General features: G+C 50.1%; 17 protein-coding genes. 8 read left to right on the top strand and 9 right to left on the bottom strand.

Translation table 11 applies throughout. The annotated features are described in order from the left end of the window. Nucleotides 1–15: 15 nt before the first annotated feature. The 5 genes from ANT_RS10330 to ANT_RS10310 form a co-directional block, all read right to left on the bottom strand. On the bottom strand, nucleotides 16–987 hold the full coding sequence (locus ANT_RS10330; RefSeq protein ID WP_013560462.1) for a type II secretion system F family protein: 972 nt from the start codon (nucleotides 985–987) through the stop codon (nucleotides 16–18). Between the two features lie 41 nt (nucleotides 988–1,028). Beyond that, nucleotides 1,029–2,444 carry a TadA family conjugal transfer-associated ATPase gene (locus ANT_RS10325; RefSeq protein ID WP_013560461.1) on the bottom strand — a complete coding sequence of 472 codons (1,416 nt, stop codon included), beginning with the start codon at nucleotides 2,442–2,444 and terminating at the stop codon, nucleotides 1,029–1,031. Nucleotides 2,445–2,474: 30 nt separating this feature from the next. Further along, complete coding sequence (locus tag ANT_RS10320; RefSeq protein ID WP_013560460.1) at nucleotides 2,475–3,716, bottom strand: CpaE/TadZ family protein; 1,242 nt, start codon at nucleotides 3,714–3,716, stop codon at nucleotides 2,475–2,477. A 106-nt stretch (nucleotides 3,717–3,822) separates the two neighbouring features. Continuing rightward, nucleotides 3,823–4,953, bottom strand: a complete 1,131-nt coding sequence (gene cpaB / locus ANT_RS10315) for a Flp pilus assembly protein CpaB (protein WP_013560459.1) — start codon at nucleotides 4,951–4,953, stop codon at nucleotides 3,823–3,825. A gap of 212 nt (nucleotides 4,954–5,165) precedes the next feature. After that, nucleotides 5,166–5,312, bottom strand: coding sequence for a Flp family type IVb pilin (locus tag ANT_RS10310; RefSeq protein WP_013560458.1), 147 nt, complete (start codon nucleotides 5,310–5,312; stop codon nucleotides 5,166–5,168). A gap of 221 nt (nucleotides 5,313–5,533) precedes the next feature. Between ANT_RS10310 and ANT_RS10305 the strand changes: the two genes are divergently transcribed. From ANT_RS10305 to sucD, 4 genes are all read left to right on the top strand, one after another. Then, on the top strand, nucleotides 5,534–6,064 hold the full coding sequence (locus tag ANT_RS10305) for a hypothetical protein (RefSeq protein WP_013560456.1): 531 nt from the start codon (nucleotides 5,534–5,536) through the stop codon (nucleotides 6,062–6,064). A 20-nt stretch (nucleotides 6,065–6,084) separates the two neighbouring features. Continuing rightward, nucleotides 6,085–7,128, top strand: coding sequence for an SPFH domain-containing protein (locus ANT_RS10300; RefSeq protein WP_013560455.1), 1,044 nt, complete (start codon nucleotides 6,085–6,087; stop codon nucleotides 7,126–7,128). 126 nt (nucleotides 7,129–7,254) lie between these two features. Further along, a complete protein-coding gene (gene sucC, locus ANT_RS10295; protein WP_013560454.1) occupies nucleotides 7,255–8,397 on the top strand; it encodes an ADP-forming succinate--CoA ligase subunit beta in 1,143 nt (380 codons plus the stop codon). After that, the gene (gene sucD, locus ANT_RS10290; RefSeq protein WP_013560453.1) at nucleotides 8,394–9,257 is read left to right on the top strand and encodes a succinate--CoA ligase subunit alpha; all 864 of its coding nucleotides are present in this window, start codon (nucleotides 8,394–8,396) and stop codon (nucleotides 9,255–9,257) included. The genes sucC and sucD overlap by 4 nt, the downstream gene beginning before the upstream one ends. Before the next feature lie 81 nt (nucleotides 9,258–9,338). On the opposite strand, the gene acpP is transcribed toward sucD, so the two are convergent. Together acpP and ANT_RS10280 are read right to left on the bottom strand one after the other, a co-directional pair. Beyond that, nucleotides 9,339–9,575 (bottom strand): acyl carrier protein, encoded by a 237-nt coding sequence (gene acpP, locus ANT_RS10285; RefSeq protein WP_013560452.1) that lies wholly within the window; start codon nucleotides 9,573–9,575, stop codon nucleotides 9,339–9,341. Between the two features lie 110 nt (nucleotides 9,576–9,685). Next, nucleotides 9,686–10,480: a class II aldolase/adducin family protein gene (locus ANT_RS10280; RefSeq protein ID WP_231854351.1), complete on the bottom strand. Its 795-nt coding sequence runs from the start codon at nucleotides 10,478–10,480 to the stop codon at nucleotides 9,686–9,688. A 281-nt stretch (nucleotides 10,481–10,761) separates the two neighbouring features. Here ANT_RS10280 and ANT_RS10275 point away from each other — a divergent pair, with 281 nt between their 5' ends. Further along, nucleotides 10,762–11,316, top strand: coding sequence for a TlpA disulfide reductase family protein (locus ANT_RS10275; protein ID WP_070105153.1), 555 nt, complete (start codon nucleotides 10,762–10,764; stop codon nucleotides 11,314–11,316). Next, nucleotides 11,316–12,071: a prolipoprotein diacylglyceryl transferase gene (locus ANT_RS10270; protein WP_013560449.1), complete on the top strand. Its 756-nt coding sequence runs from the start codon at nucleotides 11,316–11,318 to the stop codon at nucleotides 12,069–12,071. Before ANT_RS10275 ends, ANT_RS10270 begins: the two co-directional genes overlap by 1 nt. Here the strand turns inward: ANT_RS10270 and ANT_RS10265 are convergent. Both ANT_RS10265 and fni read right to left on the bottom strand, forming a co-directional pair. Beyond that, nucleotides 12,055–13,071, bottom strand: coding sequence for a polyprenyl synthetase family protein (locus ANT_RS10265; protein WP_013560448.1), 1,017 nt, complete (start codon nucleotides 13,069–13,071; stop codon nucleotides 12,055–12,057). The genes ANT_RS10270 and ANT_RS10265 overlap by 17 nt on opposite strands. Before the next feature lie 8 nt (nucleotides 13,072–13,079). After that, entirely contained in the window at nucleotides 13,080–14,108 is a 1,029-nt protein-coding gene (fni, locus tag ANT_RS10260) for a type 2 isopentenyl-diphosphate Delta-isomerase (protein WP_013560447.1), read from the bottom strand. Between the two features lie 227 nt (nucleotides 14,109–14,335). Here fni and ANT_RS10255 point away from each other — a divergent pair, with 227 nt between their 5' ends. Both ANT_RS10255 and ANT_RS10250 read left to right on the top strand, forming a co-directional pair. Next, a complete protein-coding gene (locus tag ANT_RS10255) occupies nucleotides 14,336–15,298 on the top strand; it encodes an AAA family ATPase (RefSeq protein ID WP_013560446.1) in 963 nt (320 codons plus the stop codon). Between the two features lie 9 nt (nucleotides 15,299–15,307). Then, complete coding sequence (locus tag ANT_RS10250) at nucleotides 15,308–16,699, top strand: vWA domain-containing protein (RefSeq protein WP_013560445.1); 1,392 nt, start codon at nucleotides 15,308–15,310, stop codon at nucleotides 16,697–16,699. Nucleotides 16,700–16,768: the final 69 nt, after the last annotated feature.

Genomic DNA, 16,768 nt, shown 5'->3' with positions numbered 1-16,768 from the left:
CTCTCCTGTTCCTCGTTAGACTTCAATATCCCCAATTTTGTTCATCACGACATAACCGCTGATAATCAAAATCGCGGCACAAACCAGTGCAATATAACCACAAGGAAGGTTGGCGTTGTTCTCTGGCTTGAAAAATTCCATCATGTATGGACGGTTCAGAAGGTACAGAACTCCCATGACAAAGATAGGCATCATGGCTAAGAAACGTCCCGAGTACATCACCTGAGTGGTCAGGACGCGAATCTCACCTTTGATGCGCACGCGTTCCCGAATGGTGAAAGAGATGGTGTCCAGAATTTCTGCCAGATTCCCACCGACCTCACGCTGTACGTTGATGGCAGTCACGACCAGGTCCAGGTCATCGCTGGGAATGCGCCGCAACAGGTTGTCCAGCGCTTGCTGCATGGGAACACCCAACTGCATTTCCTGAACCACACGGCGGAACTCATCGCAGATAGGCGGAGGCAGTTCCTTGCTGACCGCTTCCATAGCCTGCATGGTGGAATAACCTGCCCGTAAGCCGTTGACCATCAGGTTGAGCATGTCCGGCAATTGCTCATTGAACTTAACCAGCCGTTTGGCCTGCTGGCTCTTGACATAGAAGCGTGGCAGGAACAAGCCAATGGCTGCTCCTGCCAAACCTACAAGCATATTCTTATCCCCAAGGAAGTAGAAAACAAACCCGACCAGGAAAGCGGAAATGATCATCAGGGCAATGTACTCACCCGCTTTGAGTTTAATATCCGCACGGGCAAGTTCGCGAGCAATGTTTTCGCCAAAGGATGAACCAGCGACCTGTTTGTTTAACCATTCGGTCACTGGCGCCTGAGTTTGGCGTTCTTTGACCGGGGCAGGGGTCTCAATGTAGCGTCCCAAACGCTCTTCGACCAGAGAACGCTCGCTGGTAATCGAGACCACAATGCCCACAATTAACATGATGACTGCCACGGCGCCACCGATGATCAAAATCAAGGTGAAATCAATCATACGGGTTTATCCTTTCCGAGGTCGTGTATTACCCCTTGGACTTAGAATCTGCGACGTTCGCCAATTCCAAAGATACTGGCAGGTAAGTGAATGCCAGCGGCTTCAATCTTATCCATAAATTTCGGGCGCAAGCCAGTGGGGCGTAAACGACCAATAATCTTACCATTCTCGTATCCGGCTTGTTCAAAGACGAACAAATCGGTGGTGGTGATCACATCGCCTTCCATTCCGGACACTTCCGTAATATTGACCACTTTGCGCGATCCATCCCGCATACGTTCCTGATGGACGATCAGGTCAATAGCAGAAGAAACCTGCTCGCGAATGGCGCGCACGGGGAGTTCCATTCCTGCCATCATGGTCATGGTTTCCAAACGTGCCAGAGTATCGCGTGGGCTGTTTGAGTGTGCGGTGGTCATGGAGCCATCGTGGCCGGTGTTCATAGCCTGGAGCATGTCCAGGGCTTCGTCACCACGGCACTCCCCTACAATGATCCGGTCAGGACGCATACGCAGGGCGTTGATGACCAGTTGTCGAATGGTGATTTCACCTTTGCCTTCAATGTTTGGCGGGCGTGACTCCAGCGTGACCACGTGTTCCTGCCGCAGTTGCAATTCTGCCGCGTTCTCGATGGTGATGATGCGTTCATCGGGTGGAATGAAGCCCGAAAGGATGTTGAGCAGGGTGGTCTTGCCCGAGCCTGTACCGCCTGAAACCACAATGTTGAGCCTTGCAACCACACAGGCTTTCAGGAATTCAATGGCTTCTGGAGTGATGGAGCCAAATTGAATCAATTGCTCCACCGTGATGGGTTTTCGCGCAAATTTCCGGATGGTCAGTACCGGACCTACCAGTGAAATGGGGGGAATAACTGCGTTGACGCGCGAACCGTCCATCAAGCGGGCATCCACGTAAGGCTGAGACTCGTCAATTCTACGTCCCAGCGGGGCAACAATGCGCTCAATAATACGCATCACATGCTCATTGTTCTCGAACGTAACGGGTGCACGGTAAATGCGACCGCCGCGTTCCACGTATACGTTCTTGGGCCCGTTGACCATAATTTCTGTAATGGTATCATCATCCAGCAGGGATTGCAGAGGGCCCAGTCCCAGGATCTCAGCCGCAATTTGCTCGAACATCCGTGCCCTTTCAGGGCGAGACAGGACAATGTTTTCTTCGGTAAGAATTTGTTCGAACAATTCCTGAATTGTGCGGCGCATTTCGGGTACACGGGATGGATCTGCAGTGGGGTCTAACCCCGCCAGCAATTTGGTCTGGACACGGGACTTCAAGTCCTGATATGTGTCCTGAGCCGATGGGATACCCGGTGCAGGGATTCGCCGCGTGGCTTGCATATTGGGGGCTGTGGGTGGGTTAATCCCACTCCCATTGCTGGGGGGTTGTCCTCCCTGTTGGGGTGGATTATTCCCCTGGATTCTCTTTAAGATTGACATGGACTTTCCCTCCTTTGAAAGTCACCACCATTATTTAGCCGATAGTTCTGCTTCTGCGGCTTCAAGTTTGGCAATTTTTTCTTTAACCAGGTCGCCCAAAGACTGGATGGATTTTGCGATGGCTTGGGCTTTGTTATCCAGCATGAAGGGAATCCCCCGATTAACGGAGGCTGGGATAAACCGATCATCATAAGGAATGGCGGTGGCTACAGGCTGTCTTAAACTTTCTCCCACTCGTTCCGGGGTGATGTTGATTCGCTTGTCATAACGATTCATGATAAACAGGATACGGTCACGCTTCATCCCTACGGCATCCGCCAGTCCAAGGAACAGGTTACAATTCTTAATCGAAGGGATATCCTGTGTGGTCACCAGTACAATTACGTTGGCAATATCCAGCGCTGCCTGAACCACTTCGGTGAGCGAACTGGCTGTATCAATGACGATGTAAGCGTACAGGCTCTTCAGGTACTCCACCATCTTGGAAAATTGTTCTCCGGTGATTTTCGAGGCATGTTCTGGGCGGGGAGGCGCTGCCAGAATATCCAGTCCTGAAGCGCGATGATTGACCATGACGCTCTGAACAATTTCGGGATCCAGTTCTTCTGCCCGGGGTGCCAGGTCAAGAACGGTGTTTTTCCCCTGTTCATTCAGGAAGACTGCCACATCCCCAAATTCCAGGTTCGCATCAATGAGCGCCACCCGGGTTTCTTCATCTGCCTTCAAGGCAATGGCGAGGTTGGTTGCAATGGTGGTACACCCCGTCCCACCCTTGGGGCTGTAGACCACAATCACTTTACCCCGGGGTAATAATGCGGGCATGGGCGTGCTTAAGCCGGGTTCTACGGGAGCCACCGGGAAGCCAGGGGTGACTTTCTTGCGTTCCTCATGGGCTAAGACTCCTGCACGACGAATAGCATCGGTTAATTCGTCAATCATCGGAGGCTTGGTGAGAAAATCACGTGCTCCTGCCAGCATTGCCCGGCGCATGTAAGATTGATCGCCCTGCACCGATAGGATTACAACCTGAATGAAGGGGATCTTTCGCTTGATTTCCTGGGTTGCAGTAATCCCGTCCATATCCGGCATGTTGATATCCATCACGATTACATCCGGCTTCAGTTGTTGGGCTTGTTCGATGGCTTCTCGACCGGTACGAGCGGTCCCAATTACCTCGATATTGGCATCGAACTGAAGCATACGGCGGATGTTTTCCCGTGTTTCAGAGATGTCATCAACAATCAACACCCGGACTTTTTCCTGAGATGGCATACAAACTCCTCTAATGATTTCTTAAACCCTCAGATACCTGAGATCATCAGGCATCTGATTTAACAATAATCCAAGCCGGTAAAGTTTTCAATGCTCCATTTCTCATTTACTGTGGCGTTGCTGTGAAGGTTGAGCCAGTGCTCGGGAACGCTGGAATGGTGTTCGGGAATTGATCCAGACGCGGTTCTAACCCATAGGGCAGTTTTGCCGGATTCGGGATGTTGTATTGATCCAGAATGAACTGCAGGGTTACCGGTTCTGTAGCAATTCGCTGGCTATCCCCGGCGCTGCGCATCACCAGGTTCAAACGTCCACCAGCCAGCATCAGATAGTTCAACGTTACGGCATCCTGGGGGGTGACGATCAGAGTCACCGTATCGGGCTTGGGAGCTTCTGCCGGTTGCTGTGCCTGACCGGTTGCCGGTGCTGGCGTGGGTTGTTGTTGTGCAGCGGTCTGGGCTTGTTGTTGAGATGTTGAAGTGAAATCCCCCAGCCGAAGCACAATGGCGTCCTGAATCAGAGTCTGGCTCACCAAACGCGGCCGTTGTGGCTCAGACGGAATCACGTAAATAGGTTGTCCAAGAGTAGGATCCAGTTCGGTGCGCCCGGAGAGCGAGTCAGTTTTGCTTACCGAGGCGGAGATAGTCGTGGGACCTCCCTCTCCCGAGGGTCCCGGTGCTACGACCACGCCGGTATTGTTGGGCAGTTTGGATTGGAAACCCGGGTCAATGTCCACCAGCAACAGGGAGACAATCACGTTGACATGATCCCCAGGCTCCAGCCCGTACGCCACCGAAGACAGTTTGCTTACCGGAATGGTAATGGCAACCTGTCCAGGAGGAATCTGGAACGCCGCTGGTGAGTTCTTCGTTGTTGGATCAACCAGCATGGTCATGGTGATAGGAGTACGGGCTTCAATATCAAACTTTGCCCGTTTCCCCAGGACTTCCTGAATGTCTGTGATGAAGGCGCCTTCTACCAGATCCTTTTTAGGATATGGGATAGTGGTTACATTCGTTTCATTGAATTCCAATCCGCGTGAAATCGGTTGTACCGAAATGACAATAGAGGTCATTTCCTCAACGGGGGTTGGGGGGGCTGAGGTTTCACCCGGGGCAGTAGGGAGTTGATTTGGGGCGAAGAAGCGTACCACAGCCCATGCTAACACGAGAAGCAAAATCAGGATCAGAGCAATGAGAATAAATGCTCGTCCGCGGCGTCTCCCACCTGTTGCCATGTCATCCTCCTGACCAAAAGAAATTTAATGTGATGATTTTCCGTAATGTTGTCGTTCAAACAATCAATCTAATTATACGCATATTTTAGAACAAAAAAATTTACCTTACGGTTTTATTAAGAATAGTTGCAAGAACATTACCAGGTGGCTTTTCAAGCATGAAGGGACTCGCGCGAGTCCCTTCATGCTTGAAAAAATGGATTTGAAGCCGCTTAGATGGCGTTGACAATGTTGCTGAAAATGTTGCCGATGGCGGGCCCCAGAAGAGCCAGAATGACAATGACTACAACGGCAACAAGAACCAGAATGAGTGCGTATTCAACAAGTCCCTGTCCTTTTTCTTTGGCTGCGAGTAACATTTTTGCTTTCCTCCCTCTTTGAAATTGTGTATCTCAAGGATACTTACTTCCATTATATAAAACTTTTTTGTCCATACAATGCTTCCATGTTACAGAAAAATTGCAATCTTTTTCACAAATTCCTTTGATGTTTTCTTGACCTTTCCTGACATGGTTTTTGTTGTTTTCTTAATCAATAATCGCTATAATCAAGTCTGGACAGGTAAACCCAAGGAGGAAAAATGAGCGACATTCTGGGACGGGTAATGGAAGAGCAGGACCCATTGAGAAAATTGCTGGGAAAAATTCCAGGTTTCAAGGGCTATGTGGATCGGGTGAACCGCCGCTCGGCGGATAAACTATTGCGCGAGACGATTGCCAGCCGGTTTGAAACCCTGGTTCAGCGCATTTCCGCCTTACAACGCGATCTCGTTTCCCAAGGTGGCTTGCGTTATGTGGATGATTTGGAAGGCGCGGTGGTGAAGTTACGCACTTTCATTGACCGCGTGCGTACTGCTTCATACGGGTACGCTGGATTTTTTGATGCCGTTAAGGTCAACTCGGAAGAACTTGCCTTGCTTTACCAGTACGACCTGGCACTGTTTGAATCCAGCGAGGCAGTCGAGCGTGCAATTGATAACGTGGAAGCCGCTTTGGGTACGGAGGGCTTAGGCGCGGCCATTCGTGCACTGGTGGGCGAATCTCAAAAGTGCATTGACGCCTTTGACAAGCGGGTGCAGGTTATTCTGCAGAACCAGGGTGAAGAGGCTTAGAAAGGGAGTGAACGAAAGCCATGGCTAGAATTTTTGATGTAGTGGAATACCCCAATGAAATGCTGGACGAAATCGTCCATCGTTTCCCTGAACAAGGGGTGGCTGACTTGCGTTTTGGCTCGCAGGTGATCGTCCGCGAATCTCAGCGTGCAGTTTTCTTCCGGGATGGACATGCGCTGGATGTGCTGGGTCCCGGCAGGCATACTATCAGTACAGCAAACGTGCCTTTACTGGCCGAACTGTTGGGGAAGGCTTTTAACAACCGCACTCCTTTTACAGCAGAAGTGTACTTTGTCTCCATGCGGGAGTTTGTGGACAAAAAGTGGGGTACCCCTCAGCCGATTCTGGTGCGTAACCCCGGGATGGGGCTGGGAGTTGCCCTCTTGCAAAGTTTTGGAACATACAGTTTTCAGGTGCGTGACCCTCAACAGTTTGTTACCCAGGTGGTTGGTGCTCAGCACATGTATACTACAGCCGAGATTGAGAATCGTCTGCGCACCATGTTGCTTTCCAAACTGCAGGACATTCTGGGTGAAACTGCCGCTCAACACACCGTTGCCGACTTGATTGCATTAACTGAAGAAATTGGCGCAGCGGTACGGGCAAAAGCCCAGGATGACTTTGCTGCAGTGGGCTTGACGCTCAAAAGTTTCTATATCGCCAGTCTCAAGCCGTCTGAGAAGTCTGCTGAAGAACTGCGTGCTATGGGGATGCTGGATATGCAGACCTATACACAACTGCAGGCGGCAGATGCCCTGCGTGATGCGGCCCAAAACCCCAGTGGTGGTGCTGGCTTAACCGCAGGAATTGGTGCCGGGATGGGCATTGGCAATATGCTCTCCAATACCTTACAGGGTTCGGCAGGCACTGGCGCTGCGGCCGCCTCTGGGCAAGCCACGCCGGTGATTCCCGATGTGATGACCCCTGCCGAAGCGGCGGCAATACTGAAGGTTTCAGAGGAAGACGTCCTGGCTGCCATCACAGCGGGGGATTTGAAAGCCCGTAAGATTGGCAACGCTTACCGCATTAGCCGGGAAGCATTAGAGGCATTCCTCAAAGGGTAATTGAGAGGGTAAAGATTAAAAGACCCTGGCCGTTTTGAAAATCGGTACAGGGTCTTTTTACATCCCCTTAGGGGAATTATGTTATAAATAATGAGGTTAGTCAAAATTCTACAGGGACTGCTCTCTATGAAACTACATGAATATCAATCCAAAGCCATTTTTCACCGCTATGGTGTGCCCATTCCCAAGGGAAGGACGACCACCATGGCAAGCGAGGCAAAGCATTTTGCCGAAGAATTGGGCGGAAAAGTTGTCATTAAAGCCCAGGTGCTGGTAGGTGGGCGTGGCAAAGCCGGGGGGATTCGCCTGGCGAAAACGCCCAAAGAAGCCGAAGAACTGGCTACCACGATTCTGGGCATGGAAATCAAAGGATTGCCGGTTCGCAAAATCCTCGTGGATGAAGCCGTGAGTTTTGAGAAGGAGATTTACCTGGGAATCACCAACGATCGCGGGGCGCGCCGTCCGGTGATGATGGCTTCTGCCGCTGGAGGGGTGGATATTGAAGAGGTGGCTCGAGTTTCCCCGGAGAAAATTATCAAGATTCATATCGACCCGCTTCTCGGGTTGCGCGAATATCAGGCGCGCGATCTGGCGGTAAGCATTGATCTCCCCCGTCCGTTGTGGCGCTCATTCGCCGAAGTGGCTTATGGATTGTGGAAAGCCTATACCGAAAACGACGCTACCCTGGCAGAAATCAATCCCCTGGTCATTACTTCCGATAAAAAATTACTCGCCCTGGACGGCAAGATGGTTGTGGATGACAATGCGCTCTTCCGCCACCCCGATTTAGTTGAAATGCGCGATTTGGATGCCGAAGATTGGGCAGAAATCGAAGCCCGTAAGTTTGGACTTTCTTACATTAGCCTGGATGGTGAAATCGGGTGTATGGTGAATGGCGCTGGACTTGCCATGGCAACCATGGATATCATCAAATTGTGTGGGGGTGAACCTGCCAATTTCCTCGATATTGGCGGGGGGGCCGGTGCGGAAAAGGTTGCCGCCGCTTTGCGTATCATCCTGAGCGATCCTAAAGTCAAGGCAGTGCTCTTCAACATTTTTGGGGGGATTACTCGTTGTGATGAAGTGGCGCGTGGAATCCTCACTGCTCTTGCCGAAGTGAAACCCAATATTCCTATGGTAGTTCGGTTGGTAGGTACCAACGCCGAAGAAGGTCGCAGGCTGCTGGCTGAAGCCAAGATGATTACCGCTGAAACGCTTTTGGAAGCCGCTCAAAAGGCGGTTGCTGTGGTGAAAGGGGAAGCAAAATGAGCATTCTGGTCAATAAACAAACCCGTCTGGTGGTTCAAGGCATTACAGGTAATGAAGGTCTTTTCCACACCACGCAAATGGTGGCTTACGGTACCAATGTGGTGGCAGGCGTCACCCCGGGGAAAGGGGGAGAGTGGGTATTAGAAGGGAAAATCCCGGTCTTTGATACGGTGCGCTCTGCGGTAGAAACCACGGGTGCCAATACCAGTGTGATTTTTGTCCCTGCCCGATTCGCCCCCGATGCTATTCTGGAAGCCGCAGATGCGGGGGTTTCGCTCATTGTATGTATTACGGAAGGCATTCCTGTACAGGATATGATGCGGGTGCGCAGTTATCTGGACCAGAAAAAAGTGCGCCTGGTTGGTCCGAACTGCCCTGGTATTTTGACCCCTGGGGAAGCCAAGGTGGGCATTATCCCCAATAATATTTCCATTCCGGGAAATATTGGTATTGTCTCCCGCTCGGGCACTTTGACGTATGAAGTCTTATATGCTCTGAAGATGGCTGGAAAAGGTGCCAGCACCTGTGTGGGGATTGGGGGAGATCCCATCAACGGGACAAATTTTGTGGATGTGCTGGATATGTTTGAAGCGGATCCTCACACCGATCAGGTGGTGATGATTGGCGAAATCGGCGGTACCGATGAAGAAAAAGCGGCAGAGTTTATCGCCCGAAATATGACCAAACCGGTGGTTGCCTTTATCGCCGGGCAGTCAGCCCCGCCTGGCAAACGTATGGGGCACGCTGGGGCAATCATTGAAGGCGGAACAGGTACAGCCAGGGATAAAGTTCTGGCGCTGGAAAAAAGTGGTGTTCGCGTAGCCAATCACCCGGAGGAAATTCCTGGCTTGCTTGGATAGCCAGCCTCCTTTCGAAGGATAACCAAAAACCGCCGGTGGAAAACCTGTCCGGCGGTTTTTTTAATTCCAAGGAAATAAAAATTATCCGCGGTGGGCGTCAATGTAGCGAACAGCATCTCCAACAGTGCGGATTTGCCGGGCGTCCTCGTCGCTGATGGACATGTTGAATTTCTCGCAAAATCCGTCAATCAGGAAGAATTGATCCATGGAATCCGCCTTCAAATCCTCCACGAAGCGGGTTTCCATGGTAATTCCCTCACCATCGATTTTCATCACATCCATAATGACGGCTTTGACCTGCTCAAATGTATCGCTCATCGCGTTCCTCCTCCACGTATTGGGTGAATTTACCAGAATTGTAACGTTCCTCCGATTCTTGTCAAGCCCGAAAACACACCAATTTTCAAAACCTGTTCTTCAAATTGAATTTATGAGGTTGGTTTGGAAAACACCGTTTGCTTGATATGAAAGGCTTGGCAGATTCTCAAGATTTCATCCACGCTCAATCCGGCGCTAGGTGCCCCTGTAGCAAGGTTCAGGTATTCATATCTGGCTGCTGCCTCTGCATATTCAATATAATCTACGGCTTTCAAAATACATTCTTCGGAACATGCCATGACCCCGTGCTTACTCCAGATAGCAAGTTTGTGGCGTCGTAAAGCCGTTACGTTGGCACGCATCAGTTCGTCTGATCCAGGAACTGCAAAAGGTAAAACTGCAAATCCTTCAGGAAACTGGATGATTGTTTCCGGTTGCCAGCGAAACAAACGCTGATTTAAAGTGCGTTCTTCTTGATATGGCGTTAAGTGGCTGAGATACGTGAGATAGGGCGGTTGTGCATGCACAATCGAATGGAAATGGAGTGCCTTTTCCGTCATCAAGACAGCATGTACTGCCAGGTGGGAGTTGAATTCGCTGGTCAGTTTTTGAAACTTGCGTTGGGGAGAGGTGTATAAAGTCCCTGTTTTTCCCTCATCATCGATTTGTAAACATCCTATCGTTGCCAGAGGATGATCGAGGATGTCTCTGAGGCGTTGTCCAGAGCCTGACACCAGAAAAGTTATCCCACTTAATTCTGGCACACATATGGGCAACTCAATTTGTTCCTGAATGGAAAATAACTCTTCAGGAATAATCTGTCCTCGAATTCCAATAGAGAGATTCCCAGCCGCTCCTTCGCTGGCATTCATCTCGGCAAGGCGTTTTCCTGCCTTCCCCATCATTTCCAGCAAGGATTCAATTTCAAAGTAGGGCGTTTGGCTCATCTCTTTCACTCCATTAGGTTAATGTTAGGGTACAGTCCATATACGTTGTTCCCTTTTGCCTTACTCTTCGGCATCTGTTTGAATGATCTGGAGATACATGGGAACAAACTGACAAAGAGGACATTTTTGCACGGGATACTCTTTTGATGATATTTTACCTGTAATGAATCCTCGCTCTGAGGATTATCTTTGTGAAGGTGCAACCTGAGCAGACTTTTTGCATCTATAAAGTAATTCTTATGGTAAAAATCTCTGCCTATCGTTGGTTTGCGTTGCTGTCTTTGTTTCTGACGGCTTTATGGATTGGCGTGTCATCCATATTTTTCAAAGCATCAGAACAGACTGTTGCATTTGCTCAGCGCGGTTTTCTTGCGCCAGATTTTGAGTTAAGGTCAATAGACGGAGGAACCATCCGCCTGAGCGATTTGCGGGGTAAGGTGGTCATTTTGAATTTTTGGGCTTCCTGGTGCCCTCCCTGCCGTGAGGAAATGCCTGCTCTTCAGCGCGTCTATCAAGCCTATCAATCACAGGGGGTGGAAGTGATTGCTGTCAATGCTACCAGTCAGGATACACTCTCCGATGTTCTGAATTTTGTTCAAGACAATGGATTGACTTTTTCTGTACTGCTGGATGAGCAAGGGGGCGTTCAATCTACGTACCGTATTAGCGGGTTACCCACCACTTTCTTTATCGACCGGGAAGGCAAAATTCGGGAATTAATTATCGGCGGGCCTTTATCCGAAGCCTTGCTTCTTGCACAGGCACAAAGACTTTCTCAGCAGGGAGAACCTTGATGCTTCCCATTATTCACCTTGGCCCCCTTGCCGTGCAAACCCCCGGTTTGATTCTGCTCCTTGGGGTCTGGTTTGCTCTGGACGTCACCGAGAAACATGCCGTTCGGTTTGGTATTTCGTCCTCAAAGGTGTCCCGTTTGATGCTATGGGGGGTAATTTCCGGGATCCTGGGTGCAAGGATTGGGTATGCGTTGCAGTTTCCTCAAGCCTTCCTGAGCAGTCCCGCAAGTCTTCTTTCGCTGACTCCGCAAATGCTTTCTGCAGAAGCCGGTATGCTCACCGCCTTTCTGGTCAGTCTGGTGTATCTTCAGAAAGCGCAATTGCCCTTCTGGCGTACGCTGGATGCCCTTACCACGTTTTTCAGTATCCTTGCTGTAGCGATCGGGTTATCCCATGTTGCCAGTGGAGAGAATTTTGGCATTCCCACTACCTTACCCTGGGCTGTGGAGTTATGGGGTGCGCGCAGGCATCCAACTCAAGTTTATGAGGTGATTCTTTCTTTGGGAATTCTGTTAGTGATCTGGATACCGCGCAAAACCCTTTCGACCGACTCATTATTCGAAATTCCGGGGAGCAGATTCTTGCTATTTGTTATCCTCACGGCTATTGTTCAAATCGTGGTAGAGCCCTTTCGGGCGAGCAGCCTTTGGATTGGACCTGTTCGTCAGGTTCACTTCATTACCTGGCTGATTCTTGCTCTTGCCCTTTGGACATTGGATCGACGCTTATCTCAAAGGGCTAAGATTTCCGGCTGAGTAATTTCTTTGCTAATTCACTTAATAACAGACTTCGTTCACGATTTTGTTCAAAGGCACGATTTAAAGCGTCTAAAGCCTTTTGTGTCAGTTCCTCGGCGGTGTTGAGGGTAAATGCCTCTGCACCGCAATCCTGAAGCAACCCAGCAATATCGTGGACTTCCTCGCTGGTGATCTTTCCTCTGCGCCAGCGCTGGGCGAATGTCTCGCTGTTTGCCAGCCCATACAACACCGGCAGGGATTTTTTTCCCGACACCAGATCGCTCTCTGTGGATTTCCCTGTCAAAGCGGCATCTCCCCAGATGCCCAGCCAGTCATCCAGAACCTGAAACGCCAGCCCCAGATTCTCACCAAATTCACGCAAAGCCGTGCGTTGCTCAGGACTCGCATGAGAACAAAGCCCGCCCAGTTCCACACATCCTCCCAGAAGCGCGGCCGTTTTTCCGCCAACCATGGGCCAGTAAGCCTCTAAGGGAAGAGTGTCCACCTTTTCATACGCAAGATCGAGATACTGCCCCTCGGTTAGCCGTAGACATACCTGATGAAGAATTCGTGAGGCTTCCAGCGCAGTTTGGCTGGAAATGGTTTGCTCCAGGCGGTTTAATGCCCAGAACGCCTGGGTGAACATGGCATCACCTGCGTTGATGGCTTGAGCAATGCCCCATTTGACCCAAACGGTTGGGCGTCCTCGACGTAAGGTGCTTTGATCCTGAATATCATCATGAATCAGGGAAAAATTGTGAACCAGTTCCACTGCCGCTGCGGCAGGCAGGGCTTGTTCCCATTTTCCTCCAACTGCCTGGGCGCTGAGAAGCACCAGCAGAGGGCGAATCCGTTTTCCCTGGGCTTCCTGCCCTGTCCCTTCCCCTTCCCAGCCCAGGTGATAGCGGAGCATGGCAGAAAGTTGCGGGGTGTTCGGACTGGAGGTTGCCTCAATCACCTGTCGAAGTTCCTCTTCAATGCGCGGTAACATTTCTTGAACGACCTGGTTAAGCATCATATCTTTCCTCAGTATTCTATCAATGGGGTCGATGATAAAGCCTTTAGGTTTGCAGCGCCCACACCAAACATGGTGATGCGGATTTCTTCCCGGGTTTCCTCGATAAGTTCGATCACCGCTTCAGTGGATTGGGTAGCGGCTTTGAGGAATTGCCCTGCCATGCCTCCCATGCAGGCTCCCAGGGCGATGCATTTGGCAATATCCACTCCCGTTTTCAATCCTCCTGAGGCAATGATGGGAACATGGGGTGCAACTTTTTTGACCATTTGGATAGAGTATGCGGTTGGGATGCCCCAATTGCGGAATGCGGCTGCGATTCGCGCACGTCTCTCATCCTGAATGCGATACATCTCTACCTGTGACCATGAGGTGCCTCCCGCCCCGGCTACGTCAATTGCTGAAACCCCGGCATCCACCAGCATGCGGGCTGTCCTTTCTGAAATTCCCCATCCTACTTCTTTGGCAATGACGGGGACTGACACTTGCTTGCAAACCTGTTCGATTTTCCCAAGCAGTCCCGCAAAGCGAGTATCTCCCTCGGGTTGAATGGCTTCTTGCAGGGAGTTCAAATGGAGAATCAGGGCATCGGCTTGAATCATGTCCACAGCCCGCTGGCAATGCTCTACCGCATACCCATAATTCAATTGCACCGCTCCAATATTGGCAAAGAGCAGAATATCAGGTGCAAATTGCCTTATTTGGAAAGAAGCACCAGCTTGCGGGTTTTCCAGAGCCACTCTCTGCGAGCCCACTCCCATGGCGATGCCGGTCGCCTGTGCGGCTTCGGCTAAGCGTTGATTGATCAGCCCAGCCTTTTCCGTTCCTCCCGTCATGGATGAAATCAGAATAGGGGCGTTAAGGGTTTTGCCAAACAATTCCAGATGCAGGTCAATTTCCTCAAGGTTGACTTCGGGTAAGGCTTCATGAATGAAAAAGAAGCGTTCCAGCCCGGTAGTAAGTGCAGAACGCACATCTTCTTCGAGATTAATGCGAATATGATCCGATTTTCGTGACTCGGTTGATGGGAGGTGGTCCATAGTATAAATCCTCCTCGGCTTGCTGAAAATTAGTATACCAGTATGTACGGGCTTTCGCAGGGCTTTGTATAAAATTCAAACGGTTGAGAGTTATTCTTCCACCCTTCCTCTAATAACAGAAATTTACCCGCCGGTTTTATTACAGTTTCCGCGTTGGACGGGGGCTAGTAATTCTGAAAGGATTTTGCTATACTGACTATTATTATCCAATTCATAAAGGTATATTTATGAACAGATTTGCATCTCCTCAAGTTTTGAAGGAAGCGCTCTTAGCCCAGAAATACCTCGCCAGCGATGAACTGTCTACGGTAGTTTACCTGAGTTTACAGTTGGAAAAGCCCATCCTGGCAGAGGGTCCTGCAGGGGTTGGAAAGACCGAACTGGCAAAAGTTCTTGCCGGTGCGATGGACAGAGAATTAATCCGATTGCAGTGCTACGAAGGACTGGATGAAACCAAAGCCCTGTACGAATGGGAATATGCCAAGCAATTGCTGTATACCCAATTGTTGCGTGAAAAATTGTCCCAGTCTCTCTCGGATACATCCAGTTTGCGTGAAGCCGCTGATCGTCTGGCAAGGGAAGAAGATGTGTTTTTCTCCATGCGCTTTCTTCTTCAGCGACCATTGTTGAAAGCCATACTGAGTGAAAAGCCGGTGATTTTGTTGATTGATGAGATTGACCGGGCTGATGCCGAATTTGAAGCCTTCCTGCTGGAAGTGCTGAGCGATTTTCAGGTTTCCATTCCTGAATTAGGCACACTCAAGGCAGTCAATCGTCCAGTGGTGGTGCTTACCAGTAATAATACCCGTGAACTGAGTGAAGCCCTTAAACGGCGCTGTCTTTATTTGTACATTGATTACCCAACCCTGGAACAGGAACTGCAGGTGATTCGTCTTAAGGTACCGGAACTTTCCCCCAAACTGGCACGTCAGGCGGTCGAACTGGTGCAACGCCTGCGCACCATGGATTTGAGAAAATCTCCTTCTGTCAGTGAGACTCTGGATTGGGCAAAAGCCCTTGTGGCTTTGAATGCCAATGCCCTTGACCAGCAGACATTGGAAACCACTTTAAGCGTTTTGTTGAAACACGAAGCCGACTTGCAACGAGCAAGGCAACAATTTTTCTCACCTCCTCCCAAAGACCGACGGAGTGGTACAGATGCCTTCCCTTCCGCTCCCTGGAGAAATTAAGGGGGTAAGATGGAACGTCGGATAGTACAATTTATCGCTGCTTTGCGTGCCAGTGGGGTGCGCATCAGCCTGGCGGAAAGTGCCGATGCTTTCCGGGCTGTGGAGTGGTTGGGAGTAACCAATCGGGAAACTTTTCGCATGACCCTTCGGGCAACCCTGATCAAAGACTCGCAGGATTTCCCCACATTTGAACGTCTGTTTCCCATGTTTTTTCAGGCTTCAGCCCCCCCGCCTTTCCAGAACATTTTTCCAGGGTTAACTGAAGCGGAAGCTAAAATGCTGACACAAGCCTTGCAGTTTTTCAATCGTCGTTTGCGCGAAATGCTGGAACGTCTTCTGGAAGGCAAGCCGCTTTCGCCGCAGGATTTTCAGCAACTGCAAAACTGGTTCAATCTTTCCCAATATAGTGATTTACGTTACCAGAACTATCTGGCAAGACAAATTGAAAATGCCTTACAGTTCCCCGAATTGAGGCAAGGTATCCAGGAATTGGTAGAGTTGCTTCAGCAGTTGGGAATGAATCGCCGAAGAGTTGCCCAAATCCAGAAAGCGCTGGAGGAAAATCGTCGGGCGTTGCAGGAACAGATTCAACAATTTGCTGGACAGCAAATTTTGCAGAACATGCTGGAAAATCCGCCCCCAAAAGGTAGTTCCAGTCTGATTGATCGTCCTTTTCAGAGCCTGACGGAATCGGATTCCAGGCAACTTCGTGAAGAGGTTCGGCGTATGGCAGCCGCCCTGCGTACCCGCCTGGCATTGCGCCTGCGTCGAGCAAAAAGTGGGCAGTTTGATCCCAAGGCTACGTTGCGGGCAAACCTTCAGCATGGCAGCATTCCCATCGAATTGCGTTATAAAGACCATATTCTCAAACCAAAACTGGTGCTTTTGTGTGATCTCAGTACCTCAATGCGATATTGCGCAGAATTTTTCCTCACTTTTATTTCCATGGTGAGAGATCAAATTCGTCAGTCTCATGCGTTTGCCTACATTGATCACCTTGAGTATATTTCTCCGGAGTTTGAGCGCATGGCACCACAGCAAGCCATTCCTCAGGTTTTACGACGTATGCCACCGGGTCACTACAATACAGATCTGGGGAATGCGCTGGCGGGTTTTGTGGCTGAGCATATGGACTTGCTGGATCAACGCACAACTTTAATCGTTTTAGGAGATGGACGAAACAATTTCAATCCACCCCGAGAAGACTTGTTTCAAACAATGGCAAGGCGGGCAAAAACCTGTGTTTGGTTGAACCCCGACCCTCAAGCGTTATGGGGTACAGGCGACTCAGATATGCCCCGATATCTTCCTTTTTGCGATTTAGCCTTTCAGGTAAGTAATTTGCGCCAGTTGTCACAGGCAATAGATCAGATATTGTGTAATCCTGTGCGAAGAGGCTAAGTGGTTGAGAAAAACCATCCATTTCATCCCCAAAATTCTTTTTTGGATAAGGTTTGAAGAACAGGATGA

Source organism: Anaerolinea thermophila UNI-1 (assembly GCF_000199675.1).
Taxonomy (GTDB): Bacteria; Chloroflexota; Anaerolineae; order Anaerolineales; family Anaerolineaceae; genus Anaerolinea; species Anaerolinea thermophila.
Note: the sequence above shows the minus strand (reverse complement) of the source record. Positions and strands in the feature narration are given on the sequence as shown.